We start from the raw sequence: 12,917 nt of genomic DNA on the forward strand, positions 1-12,917 counted from the left end.
GCGTCAGAAGTGTATAAGAGACAGGAAAATACTTCCTTATTAATTCTTAACTCCTAACTCCTAACTCCCGTACAGACGTAGCAGTGCTACGTCTCTACAACAACTCCTAACTCCTCACTCCTAACTCCTCACTGTCAACTGGCTCCTAAACTAATTTCAAATCAGCATACTCTGCTAGTAAATCATCACTAGTCAAAGTATCACCTTGTGCTTGGGGAGTCCATAAAATCTCGAAAGCTAGCAGTTTATCACTGGGGATGCTACCAAATTGACGCAGTGCTTGACGTAAATCGTCGGCGCTGTTTATCTTGGGAACTTCGGTTTTACCTAAAGTTGCTGCAAGTAAGGTAACAATTATATATTCTCCAGGTCCTTGGGTAATTAAATCGGTGGGATTGTCTAATTCTCCGGTAGATGGTAAAGCTTTGTTGGGTGCAGCTTCTTTTAACTGATTGTTAACATTAGATAATGTTTCTTCAGTGAATTTGCTGCGCTCGGCTAAAGCTAAACGGTTAAATTCTGCTTCTGCGGAATTCAAACGGGCTTGATTTGTATTACCACCTGCGTAAACCCAATATTCTGGATGACGCAATAAAGCAAGGCTGGCTTCTTGTAAAATTTGCGCTCTAGCTTCTGGAGACTCGGTATCGGCAGTTTCGGCTAGACGATTTAGTTCGGTTTGCAATTCGCGGGCTTGAGCTAGTAAACCTACTTGTAAACGGGTTACGGAAATTGTCGGGTTGCTGCTGTAACCTACTTCTCCCTCTCCACCACTCGCAACTCGACGGAAGGTTTGTACTGCAAAGTTAGCTAAAGCAAAGAAAATCAATATTCCAAATAAACCCCCAAATCCTCCACCTATACCCCAAAAAGGAAATAGGAAAGGAAAACCAAATCCACCACCGGGATAAGGAGCGTATCCACCTCCGGGAGGAGCGTAGGTACGAGGAGATGATGAAGGTACTCTGAAAGAACCGCCACCAATTCTACCACCGCTGCGAGCAGCTAGCGCTTCTGATGTTTGGCTAAATACCAGCGTAAACACAAGGAAGGCAACTAAAAAAGATTTAAACAGCGGTTTGATGGCACTTTGTATTTTTTTACGCATGATACGGCTTTGTTGAAAAACGATATTATTTACATTTGATGCCAATGTTCACAAAATATATTGTTTAATTCACATCAATATATCTGATTGGCACTTTTACTATTATTTTTAGGTTACATTCTAAATTTATCGTTTCTCACTATGGTTTAGCAGTAATCTTTGGAGGGAAATCCACTGTTGATAACCGTACCTTACGAAGAATTAGGAATAAAGTCTGACTCAAATATACACAATCAGAAGTCGGGTTTTGACGATGATTGTCTTGTCTTTAGAGATTTTTAACTTAAAAACCCGACGAATCACCCCACGGAAAATCAAATTTTGCTGCGTTAGTTCTCACCAGGGAGCGAGACTCCGGCGTTACCAAAGAAATGATTCATTACAATCAATACGGTAATTTTATAGTATAAAAAATTGCTAGCTTCCTGCTTTCATATGTTCTTTATCAAACAAAAGCTTATGTGTAATTATATACGCAATACAGTTGTTCGCAAATAATAAATAATATTTTCTCATAGTATTATAGACAACATAGAATTAGATATAATTTTATACTAGTACACTATGGTTTAGCATTTATAATTAAAGATTTGATGAAGTCAACTCAATTGAGTGTTAATTACGTTAACGTTTATATTAAAGTTCTGTAAAGAACACTTGCTTTACTAGTGGAAATGATGATGTTTGTGGTGCGTCAAGCGGCTGATACAGTTAAGAGCGATTTTTCTATGAGTTATTACTTATGGGGACTTGTTTGGTTCAAAGGTCAAGCAAGTATATGTTTCAAGTGAGTTATGCTGAGAATCATCCGTAAGTAATAAACTAAGTAATCAGAAATTTTGCTGTACTAATTCTTGTTTTGGTGTATCTGTCTGAAGTGAAAAATCTGCTTTACGGTTACTGGAGGAGCTAAGCTTGACAAATTCTTTAATGGTTGAATAATAGAAAATGCTTAAAACAGCTTGACAAATTTATCTTGCAATTTTGGTAAAAAATCAGGTTTAAGTGTGTTTCTCTGTCAAGGATCTGAGGGGTTAAAAAATCTATGAAATTACTATTGGTATGTACTTCTGGGGGTCATTTTTCCACCATGAGGAGACTAGAATCTTTTTGGTGTAATCATGAACGAGTATGGGTGACTGACTGGAAGAAAGATACAAAATTACTAGAGAATGGGGAAAAAGTTCATTGGTTGCCTTATCAGGCTCCTAGAGATGTATTGGCATTTTGGCAGAACATTCCTCGGGTATTTAAGATAGTCTATTCGGAACAACCTGACATAGTAGTTTCAACGGGAGCTAGTATTGCCGTTGGATTTGCGATTGCAGCCAAGTTGTTTGGTAAACGATTTGTGTATGTCGAGAGTATCTCTCGCTCGGAAGAACTGAGTTTATCTGGAAAATTGGTTTATAAATTTAGTGATGAATTTTATGTACAGTGGCCAAATTTATGCCGCAAGTACCCTAAAGCAATTTTTAAAGGATACGCTTAAAGGCTCTTACTAAGGTATAAAAGTCACTCTCATTTAAAACTAATGATTACTGTTACATTAGGAACCATACCCTTTTCTTTTGATAGGGCTATTGCTTGGTTGGACAGTCTTTTAGACAGTGGGGTAATTTCTGAAAGTGTGTTTGTGCAGCACGGAACAACCGACGTATCTGCCCTAGCAAAATACATCCACGTGAAAACCATACCAATAGTTGAGACTAATTTGTTGATGAAAACAATAGAAGAATCTCGGCTAATTATATCCCATGCAGGTCAAGGTTTAACGCGGGGATTAGCGGCTCAAGGAGCAAGTTTTATTTTGGTACCGCGTTTAGCTCGTTACAAAGAGCATATCGACGATCATCAGCTATGGTTTGCTCAAGGTGTTGAGAAACTAGGAATACCTTATTGCACGACTCTGAATAATTTAGAGCAAGCAATAAAATGTCCACCACCTAGTTTTAAAGGACAGATATTTGACCAGCCAAAATTAGCTGAGCATTTAATGCAGATATATCCGGTAAGGTCTTGAGGTACTGTTTCTATGAATAGAATTGCCAAAATAGTAATGCGACATTGGAAACTGCTTGTGGCTTGGAATGTTTTGGTGTTGGGTATAACTGCATTTAACATCAAAACAACACCTCGGATTTGGAATAGCCAAGCACAGTTAATATTACCCAACGTAACTAATAATAGTGATGCAGATTTGGGTAAATTAGGTAGTGTTCGAGATGAAGGGGTAGTCTTTTCTCAACAGCTTAACCCGTTGAATATTTTATCTTCGATCGCCATGAGCGACCATGTAATTAAAGAAGTATGGGAAAAAGACCCCGAAAAAGATCAGTTTTCTCGGTTAAGTAATTTCAAGAAACTTTTTAAGGTTTCTCCCGAAAAAGAATCGACGGTGATATCTCTTAACGTTGAGAGTTCTAGTCCGGAATTAGCCGCACAGCGAGCAACTGCATTAATTACAGCCTTTCGTAATCGCTTACAAGAGTTAAGGCTTGATGAAGCACAACAGCGATCGCAATTCATGCAAAATGAAGTAAAACAAGCCTTACAGAAGTTGCTTGTAGCACAAAAATCTCTCAGTGAATTCCGCGAAAGTTCCAATTTGGTTAACTCAGACGAGCAAACCAAAGAGATTATTGCAGCGATGAATACTTTGAATACAGAACAAGCCCAAGCAATCGCGGAAGCCCAAGCAGCCCAAGCGAGAGTGAGGATGCTATCGTCTCGTGTAGCTTTGAGTCCGGCAGCGGCGGTAGGTTCTGTAAGACTCAAAGAATTAAAGGAATATCAGTTAATTCGGGACAAATTGAGCGAAGTTGAAGTTGCCCTGGTGGAAGCTAGAGGTAAGTTAACCAGCAACCATCCCCAAGTTCAGGATTTACAATATCAACAAAATGTGTTAAGTAACCGACTGCAACAATATGTTACCGATTCTACAGGTAATGTGGCTGGGGTTGATAATGCAATCGGCGAAAATACGGCGGGTTTAGCAGAACAGATGGTTTTGGCAGAAAGTCAGGCTATGGGAATGCAGGAAAAAGCCCAACAACTGCAACCGGCTATTGATAAATTGGCTGCGAAGTTAAATTCTTTACCCCAGAAGCAAGGGAAACTACTTGAACTGCAACGACAATATGATATTGCCGAAGGGGTTTATAACGGGGTAGTAGCCCAAGCAGAACAAGCAAAACTTGGTGCTTTCAGCGCTTATCCCAGTGTTCAAGTACTAGACCAACCAACTATAGATACTAAAGCAACAGGTCCAAAATTAAGATTAATGATACTTGGAGCATTACTAGCTTCTGGTTTCGGTAGTGCTGCGATCGCGTTATTTTTGGAAAATCGCAACCCCTTACTCAGTCCCAAAGATATTCAACAAACCAATATTCCGGTATTTGCGAGCGTTCCTTATATCAAAAATATTGGTGGGAAATTAGACCAAATCGGGGGAGAAATCGAGTTTCAACGATTAGCTTCTGCGGTTAGTTTAATGCAGTTAGATTCTGGAAGATTAATGATTGCTAGTGCTACCACCGGGGAAGGTAAAACTACAACTATTTTAGGGTTAGCGAATGCGCTGATCAGTTTGGGTTTTAAAGTATTAGTTGTAGACGGAGATTTTCGGAAAGCAGAACTTTCAGAAACTTTAGGTTATCAGCCACAAAAAAATTGGGATTCGCGATTTACACAAAATGAAATTCGTCCCAATTTAGATTTATTATCAGTGGGTATCGCAGAAGATAAAATTGCCGAATTTGTGGCTCGTGGAGAATTTGAACAGTATTTGAACTATGTACAAGTCAATGGTAAATATGATTATGTCTTAGTAGATAGTTCTCCAGTTACTTTGACACCAGAAGCAGCATTACTAGCAAAAGTGATATCAAAAGTACTGTTTGTTGTTCGTTCCACAAGCAGCCATCGTAATTGTTTCTACGACAGTATCGAACAATTAACCAGACACAAAGCCGAAATTGCGGGATTAGTAGTTAATGGTGTAGAAACAAGAGCGCAAGGTTATATGTACGGACAAAATATTGTTCAAGTACAGTAAGTAGGTTAATTCATGAATCAGCAAACAAGATTGAAACCTGCTTATAAAAAGACCACTGATTGTGATGGTTTATTCTCCGGAATTTGGATTTGTTGGGGAGAACTAACGCAATCAGAAAAAATTGTTTGCGCTTACATTACCTTGATTCCGTTGTGGTGGATGTGGGGTTGGAGATTATATTTTGTCTTTTTAGTCGCGGGTATTATTATTTATGAATTGCGTGAAAAAAGAGAAATCCGTTTACAGCGTCCGAGTGCTGCTGTCATCGGAATAATCGGTTACGGTTTATATGTTTTAATTGTTGGATATTTTTATCGAGAAGCTCAGGGTACCCGACTCAATTTTAATGCCGTAATCTCACCTTTAAATAATATAGTTTGCTTCGGTTTATTGCTGTGGTATGTTCAAGACCGAAAAATACGTATTCGTCAACAAGTTGTTTTTTGGTCTTTTTCCATTGCGATCGCGATGATGTTGTTGATGTGGGGAGTAATTTATTTTGGTTTACATCAAGCACATTATATACCTCCTCGTTCAATTTATGGTTTGCTCACGGGTAAATCGGGAGAATACGAACCCGGAGATGGTAATAGTAATTTTTTAATGCCTTATTTTCCCACGGATGAATCCATCGGAGGATTAGTTCGTTATGTATATTTTTTCCCCGGGCCGGAAGCTTTAGCTTTGGTAATGGGTTTTGTGAGTTTGTTATCGTTGGATATTAAAAATCGTCTTTGGTCTTTTTTCTTATTATTTGGTTCAGCTTTTTTACTGTTGACAAGTGGAACTCGTGCGGTTTGGGTGAGCTTACCAATTGTTTTAGGTCTGCGATATTTATTTACAACTGGTAAGGTTTTTGGTCCAGCATTTATTTGTGGATTATTAGCAATTGTCAGCTTTAGTTCTTTGTCGGTTCCTATTATTAGTAATGGGGTAATAGATAAAATCACAAATACTGCTGAAGCAACTGCAAATGCTCGTGCAGATTCTACAGAAGTTAGGGGTGAAATCTATCGATTGACAATGGAAGGTATAGAAAATGCTGAGAATTCACAATTAATTTTTGGTCATGTAGTTAATGGAGAAGGAGTTTTACCAGGATACGAACCCGCAAAAGTTGGTACTCATAGTTTTATTTTGGGAACTTTACTTTATCGAGGAGGTTTGTTAGGTACTGGGTTTTTCCTCACCTTTTGGTTCTCGTTATTATGGTGGTTATATCAAACGCGATATGATCGACCTTCATGTCTTTTCGTCTTTGTACTTTTTAGCTTGACATTCGCCACAATGGAGTTAGAAATGCCTGTATTACCGATTAGTTTGCTTTGTGTTATGTTGCGTAGTTATCCAGTTAAAAATTCATCACAGCGAGATATTACAATTTTTAATTACAGTTAATCAATATTTCTCGTGACCTTTTTTTTTAATATCAATATCAGGCTATATGCATTTATCAAAAATTTCAAATACTTTATTCTAAAATTAGAGGGAATAGGTGGCGTTAATTAAAACTCTAAACAAAGTCGAGAATAAAAATTTATTTTCAGGAATCTGGATTCGATGGAATAATCTCACAGTTCCAGAAAAAGTTGTTTGTGCGAATATAAGTTTAATTGCAGTTTGGTGGATTATTGGAATCTACAGATTTATGGCTGCATTTATGTTTTTTGGGATTGGTTGGTACGAACAACGACATTATGGAAGAATACGCTTGAAAAAACCCAGCTTGAGCGTACTCTCATTATTTATATTTGTTAGTTATAGACTTATTGGTTCAATATTTTATAAATTAGCAACAGATAGACCACTGAATATTGCAGCAGATGTCCGTTACATTCTATTTTGGTACGGATTAATTTTACTACTTTGGTATATCCAAAGTAACAATATTAGAGTACGTTTAGAAGTAGTAGCTTGGGCTTTTAGTTTACTTGTAATTCAGATGCTTTTATTGTGGGTAATTGGACAACTAATTTTAGGAGGTAGGGACTATACATATCCCCGGACAATTTTTTCTCTTGCGGCTGGAAATGCAGAAGGAAATTACGAACATGGAGCGGGATTATCAAATTATTTAATTCCTTATTTGCCTTATCATACAAGTATTGCAGGTCTAAAACGCTGGAGTTTCTTTTTTATTATTCCAGAGATTTTAGCTTTAATAGTAGCTTACATTAACTTAGTTTCACTGGATATTAAAAATCGTCTTTGGTCGATATGTTTGTTGATAGGAAGTTTCTTCTTAGTACTTGTGAGTGGAACTCGTTCTGTGTGGCTGTTATTACCAATAATTGTAATATTACGCTATACATTTATTTATGGCAAAATTCATGGTTATGCAATACCTTTAGCATTACTTGCAATTATCAGTTTTACAACACTGTCTTTTCCCAGCGTCACAGACTCTCTTTTACAGGTATACAGTTCCCAAGCAGAAACAGTAGGAGAAGTACGTGCTGACTCTACAGAAGTTCGTAGCCAAATATATCAAAAGACTTTAGAAGCTATTCCAGATAAATTAATATTCGGTCATTGGGTTGTTGGTGAGACAGTTTTACCAGGATTTGAATTAGGACGTGTTGGCACTCACAGCTTTATTTTAGGAACTTTACTTTATCATCTTGGAATTGTAGGAACTTCAATGTTTCTCACATTTTGGATATCTTTTGCAGTATGGTTATATCAAACTCGACAGGGAAGACCTCTCTCAACATTTTTGTTGATAATTTTGTATACTTTATTGTCCACTGTCATGGAATTTGGAGAGTTAATAGCTTGTATGTTAGTTTTGCTTGCTGCAATTGTTGGTTCTCCTGTCATCAAAAATAATCCAAAATATTTTTTAAAATGGAATTATGAAAAAGCAGAGAAAATGATTTAATATCTAACAGTAAAATATTCTAAATACTAAACAATTAACTGAAATTACTTGAAAAAAATGACAAATCAAATGAATACAGATTCTACAAATCAAAATCCTCTAGTCAGCGTAATTATTGATAATTATAATTACGGTCGTTTTATCCAAAAAGCAATTGATAGCGTTTTGCATCAAACCTACCGAAATTTTGAATTAATAGTTGTAGATGATGGTTCTACAGATAATTCGCGAGAAATTATTGAAAGTTATCAAGATAAATTAATTGCAATATTTCAGGAGAATGCCGGACAAAATGCAGCATTCAATACCGGATTTGCTCGTTCAAAAGGTGAGATTATTTGTTTTCTAGATTCAGATGATTATTATTACAAAGATAAACTAGCAAAAGTTGTCGCAGCGTTTAATCAAAATCCTAACTGGGTACAAATATCTCACGGAAGAACTACAGTTGATGCTGAAGGGGGAATTATTGGGCGCGATCCAATTTATTTTAATCAAGGTGATGTCAAACCTTTGCTTTTACAATGGGGAAGATATGCTTGGGCTGTAACTTCTGCGTTATCATACCGACGTTCTGTCTTAAAAAAAGTCTTACCGTTTCCCAAACAACCCACTGCTGGTGATACTTATTTAACTGCAACTGTACCTTTTTATGGGCAAATAGGAAAAATTAATGAACCATTAATGTATTATCGTAAACATGGTAATAATGTACAAGCCAATAGCAATAATTTAACTTATTTAATTAAACAGCGCGAAGACACCGCTAATTGTATTAATAATGCTGCGAGTAATATCGGTATAAATCAACGTTTCGATCTTAAAAGAGATATAGATTATCGTAGTTTCAAAATCCTGCAATCGAATCGTGGTTCATTAACCCAAACCTTACAAATAATTTGGATGACTTTGCAAGAAGGTATAGCTATCGGTCATAGTTTTAAAGATACATCAGAAAGACTGGTAAGAAGAAGTATATGCGCTTTATTTCCTCATGAAGGTAAAGTTTATATAAGTTTAGGATTACGTCGCTATTTGCGCTTTAAATTAACAGGTATTAAACCACAATTAACAGGTAAAAAATCCGATAATTTTCAGTTTTAAGAATAATTAAAAATTTCAAATCTAAAATCTAATGACTACTTTATTAAGTCAAAATCAAACATCTAAGTCAGAGAAAAATATCCGTAAAAAATTGATAGTTATTCCAGCTTACTGTAATTCTTTAGGCGGTACAACAGTCAGTTTGTTGATGTTAGCGATGGGTTTTGCTCGTCTTCAAGCATCCGAGCAATTGTGTATTTTAGTCCATAAAGGTTCTTTTATGGAGAAATATTTTAAAGATGCAAATCAAGAATCTTGTATTGAATTAATTGAGGCTGAAAATTCTAATGAATTTCTCAAATCTGCCTTAAAATGGGTGAATAAGCAACCAAAACATTATCCTTTATTACTTGATAATCTGGTTTGGCGGAGTTATTTACCAATACTGACATTATTTGCACCATCTCTTCGTTTCAGTCGCCGTCAAGTTTATCATTTTTGTCATGACTTAGCACTGTCTCATAATAAACTTGGTTATTTAGCAAGAAAAGTTGCTTTTACCAGTCTTGCACCCGGTGCTATTTGTAATTCACAATTTACAGCATCACATATCCGTAGTTTAATGCCGGATATTCGGGGAATTCTTTATCAACCAGTTGATTTAGAAAAGTTTAATACTCATATCAGTAGCACTCCTCCCGATGCTTTAAAAGCTATTATCAATTCCGGAGCGCGGATAATGCTGACTCCTTCCCGGATTAATAAACCCGGAATTATCAACGATAAAAATTTGCGATCGCTAATTCCGGTTTTGGCTCACTTAAAGGAAATGGGTGATAATTATCACGGGGTTGTAATTGGCGAAGATCAATCTCCTGAAAAAATTTACAGTCGAGATTTACTTGAAAGTGCTGCAAATGCAGGTGTTGCAGACCGTTTTACAATTTTACCTCCGGTTTTGAATATTCAAGATTACTACAGACACGCAGATATAGTTGTGACACTCGCACCCAGGGAACCTTTTGGACGTACAGTTGTTGAAGCAATCGCTTGTGGTGTTCCGGTAGTTGGTAGCAATACGGGTGGTATTAACGAGATTTTACAGAATTTTGCTCCTGAGTGGACTGTTAATCCTGATGATTCGTTGCAGGTAGCTCAAACTATTATTAATGTTGCTAAAAGTTTAAGTACTAAAGATGTTTTGAGTAAAGGTAATAATTGGGTTTGTGATAACTGTAGTTTGGAAAGTTATGCACGAGGAATGATGCAGTTTACTGGGTAAAAAAAAACCGCAGAGACGCAGAGTACGCAGAGGATAAGAAGATAGAGAGGTATTTTTCGTACTGTCTGGGAATGCAATTTCAGAGGCTGTGCCTTTAACAAGGTAGAAACAATAAAATACAATTTGGTTTTTTATGGAAAAAGTTTTCTTTTTAACTGGTGCTAAACCTCCTCAAACAGGAGGAGAACTTTATAATTATCAACTTTCACAATATTTGGAAAAACTCGGTTGGGAGCAAGAATATGTTAGTTTACATGAAAAAAGGCATTTTTTAAGGTTGGGTAAAATACCAATTATTGGGGATGTTTTGGCATCTTTAATATTTGCGATATTTCTGTTTAAATACAAGGGAATTTTAGTTGAAGACCATTATTTTAGTAGATATTTATTGTTGACAAATTTTATTCAACGTGTTTTTAGGAAAGGTAAAATTGTTGTTTTAGTACATCTTTTTTATGGTTATGAAAGTAAGGATAAATTTGTAATTAGAAGGTTAATTAACAAATATATAGAACAATTTAGGTTGTCTTTTGCTGATTTAATCGTTACCAGTAGCGAATATTCTAAAAGTGAAATTGTTTCGGTGGGAATTAATCCGGAATCAGTTCATGTTTTATCACCAGGATTAGATAGAGAGAAGTTTCAATTACCTGAAGAGCGGAAATTATATTGTAAAGAGAGTAAGAAAATTTTATGTGTGGGTAATTATGTTCCAAGAAAAGGTATAGCTTATTTAATAGAAGCTTTTGCTCAAATAGAAAGACAAGATTTTACTCTACATTTAGTAGGAAATCGTAAAAATAATTCTAGTTATTACAATCAATTAAACAATGCTGTCAACAAACTTAAATTAACTGATTGTGTGGTATTTCATGATGGTGCTGACCAAGATAATATCAAACAATTATATGCTTCTAGCGATATTTTTGTTTTACCTTCTTTTCAAGAAACCTTTGGAATTGTCTTTTTAGAAGCGATGCACTATGGATTACCAATAATTACCACGAATGCAACTGCAATGCCGGAATTAGTAGAAGATGGGAAAAATGGTTTATTAGTTCCACCTGGTGATTCAAAAGCTTTAGCTAAAGCTATATCAGAATTAATTACAAATCCTGGATTAATGGAAAAAATGGGAGCAGCAGGACGTAAAAAAGTCGCTACTTCCTATTATTGGGAGCAAACTTGTTCTGGATTTGCCGCTATTATTCAAGGTATGAAATATGATAAAAAAACCGCAGAGACGCAGAGGGCGCAGAGGAAAGAAGCACAGAGATATGGTTGATTTTAGAGCGTTAAAAGAGTAATCACTATTATGCAAAATATTTCACACATTGAGAGTTCTAGAAGTAAAGAAGCAGCCTATTATCGAGATATTTTAGTTGTTTCGCGTACCTTTTTACCAAAGGAAGGTGGAATTGAAGAGTATGTATATAACCGCTGTTTGCAAAATCCTGAACGGATAATTATGTTAGCGGCAAGTTTTCAAGGTGATAAAGAATTTGATCAAGTTCAAGATTTTTCTGTACATCGTTGGTATTTACCAAATATTCCACGTATATTTGGTTTGGGAGGAGTTATCAAGCAAATTCTGAATATGTTTTGGTCGTTTGTTTTCGCAATTCAACTGTATTTTCGCTACCGCTACCGTTATATAGAATGGGGACATGGTTACGATTTCCCGGCAATTTTATTATTAAGTTATCTTTTACCAATTAACTTTTTTATCTATTTACACGGTGATGATATTCTTTGTCCCTTGCGTAATCCGGTATTAAAAAAACTCTTTGAATTAACTTTACAACGAGCTACAGGTATTGTTTGTAATAGTTCATTTACAAAAGATTATCTCAGCGAAAAGTTTGAATTTAATACCCCAACTTATGTAATTAATCCCATAGTTAGACCAGAAAAATTTGGTGAGAAAGCTAAAAATCAACAATATCTGGAAAATGCACGATTAAATATTCGTCAAAAATTCAATATTCCAGAAAATGCAATAGTTATTCTTTCGGTAGGAAGATTAGTCAAACGTAAAGGGTTTGGAAGAGTAATTGAAAATTTAAATCAGCTGGTAAATCAAGATTTAGATGTTCATTATATAATCTGTGGCAGAGGAAAAATGCAACGCGAACTCGAACAGAAAGCTGAATTATTACAAGTCAAAGAAAGAGTACATTTTGCCGGATTTGTACCCGATGAAGACTTAGCAAATTATTATGCTACAAGTGATATTTTTGCCATGTTGACATTTTTTGATATTCAAAAAGCGAGTATCGAAGGATTCGGAATAGTTTATGCAGAAGCCGGTTATTTTGGTAAACCAGTCATCGCTTCTCGTATAGGTGGTGTAGAAGATGCAGTACACCACGAAGAAAACGGTTTATTAGTAAATCCAGATTCCCCAGAAGAAATATCTCAAGCATTGATTCGCTTGTGTAAAGACAAGGAATTAAGAAAAAAATTGGGAAGCAAAGGAATAGAATTAGCTCGACGGAAAACACCGCATTCGGTTCTTTATTAACTCCTAACTCCTAACTTT

The 12,917-nt window shown here is 35.9% G+C and carries 10 protein-coding genes; 9 read left to right on the plus strand and 1 reads right to left on the minus strand.

The genetic code is table 11. The features are described from left to right. Positions 1-145: 145 nt before the first annotated feature. Entirely contained in the window at positions 146-1,108 is a 963-nt protein-coding gene (locus IQ247_RS21200) for a DUF1517 domain-containing protein (protein ID WP_193923117.1), read from the minus strand. Positions 1,109-2,153: 1,045 nt separating this feature from the next. On the opposite strand from IQ247_RS21200, the gene pssD reads away from it, so the two are divergent. From pssD to IQ247_RS21245, 9 genes are all read left to right on the plus strand, one after another. After that, the gene (gene pssD, locus IQ247_RS21205; RefSeq protein ID WP_193923119.1) at positions 2,154-2,600 is read left to right on the plus strand and encodes a PssD/Cps14F family polysaccharide biosynthesis glycosyltransferase; all 447 of its coding nucleotides are present in this window, start codon (positions 2,154-2,156) and stop codon (positions 2,598-2,600) included. Between the two features lie 42 nt (positions 2,601-2,642). Continuing rightward, positions 2,643-3,131, plus strand: coding sequence for a glycosyltransferase (locus tag IQ247_RS21210; protein ID WP_193923121.1), 489 nt, complete (start codon positions 2,643-2,645; stop codon positions 3,129-3,131). 12 nt (positions 3,132-3,143) lie between these two features. Further along, positions 3,144-5,168, plus strand: a complete 2,025-nt coding sequence (locus IQ247_RS21215) for an exopolysaccharide transport family protein (RefSeq protein ID WP_193923122.1) — start codon at positions 3,144-3,146, stop codon at positions 5,166-5,168. Positions 5,169-5,180: 12 nt separating this feature from the next. Beyond that, positions 5,181-6,566 carry an O-antigen ligase family protein gene (locus IQ247_RS21220; RefSeq protein ID WP_193923123.1) on the plus strand — a complete coding sequence of 462 codons (1,386 nt, stop codon included), beginning with the start codon at positions 5,181-5,183 and terminating at the stop codon, positions 6,564-6,566. A gap of 97 nt (positions 6,567-6,663) precedes the next feature. Next, positions 6,664-8,049: an O-antigen ligase family protein gene (locus IQ247_RS21225; protein WP_193923124.1), complete on the plus strand. Its 1,386-nt coding sequence runs from the start codon at positions 6,664-6,666 to the stop codon at positions 8,047-8,049. A gap of 69 nt (positions 8,050-8,118) precedes the next feature. Continuing rightward, on the plus strand, positions 8,119-9,153 hold the full coding sequence (locus tag IQ247_RS21230) for a glycosyltransferase (protein WP_228059931.1): 1,035 nt from the start codon (positions 8,119-8,121) through the stop codon (positions 9,151-9,153). Between the two features lie 31 nt (positions 9,154-9,184). Further along, the gene (locus IQ247_RS21235) at positions 9,185-10,375 is read left to right on the plus strand and encodes a glycosyltransferase family 4 protein (protein ID WP_193923130.1); all 1,191 of its coding nucleotides are present in this window, start codon (positions 9,185-9,187) and stop codon (positions 10,373-10,375) included. A 133-nt stretch (positions 10,376-10,508) separates the two neighbouring features. Beyond that, positions 10,509-11,660 carry a glycosyltransferase family 4 protein gene (locus IQ247_RS21240; RefSeq protein WP_193923131.1) on the plus strand — a complete coding sequence of 384 codons (1,152 nt, stop codon included), beginning with the start codon at positions 10,509-10,511 and terminating at the stop codon, positions 11,658-11,660. 30 nt (positions 11,661-11,690) lie between these two features. Beyond that, entirely contained in the window at positions 11,691-12,899 is a 1,209-nt protein-coding gene (locus tag IQ247_RS21245) for a glycosyltransferase family 4 protein (RefSeq protein WP_193923133.1), read from the plus strand. Positions 12,900-12,917 lie beyond the last annotated feature (18 nt).

The sequence above is a fragment of the Plectonema cf. radiosum LEGE 06105 genome, from assembly GCF_015207665.1.
In the GTDB taxonomy this organism is placed as follows: Bacteria; Cyanobacteriota; Cyanobacteriia; order Cyanobacteriales; family Nostocaceae; genus Rivularia; species Rivularia radiosa_A.

Coding starts and splice junctions, on each gene's coding strand:
- IQ247_RS21200 (WP_193923117.1), bottom strand. CDS start 1,108: ATGCGTAAAAAAATACAAAGTGCCATCAAACCGCTGTTTAAATCTTTT.
- pssD (WP_193923119.1), top strand. CDS start 2,154: ATGAAATTACTATTGGTATGTACTTCTGGGGGTCATTTTTCCACCATG.
- IQ247_RS21210 (WP_193923121.1), top strand. CDS start 2,643: ATGATTACTGTTACATTAGGAACCATACCCTTTTCTTTTGATAGGGCT.
- IQ247_RS21215 (WP_193923122.1), top strand. CDS start 3,144: ATGAATAGAATTGCCAAAATAGTAATGCGACATTGGAAACTGCTTGTG.
- IQ247_RS21220 (WP_193923123.1), top strand. CDS start 5,181: ATGAATCAGCAAACAAGATTGAAACCTGCTTATAAAAAGACCACTGAT.
- IQ247_RS21230 (WP_228059931.1), top strand. CDS start 8,119: ATGAATACAGATTCTACAAATCAAAATCCTCTAGTCAGCGTAATTATT.
- IQ247_RS21235 (WP_193923130.1), top strand. CDS start 9,185: ATGACTACTTTATTAAGTCAAAATCAAACATCTAAGTCAGAGAAAAAT.
- IQ247_RS21240 (WP_193923131.1), top strand. CDS start 10,509: ATGGAAAAAGTTTTCTTTTTAACTGGTGCTAAACCTCCTCAAACAGGA.
- IQ247_RS21245 (WP_193923133.1), top strand. CDS start 11,691: ATGCAAAATATTTCACACATTGAGAGTTCTAGAAGTAAAGAAGCAGCC.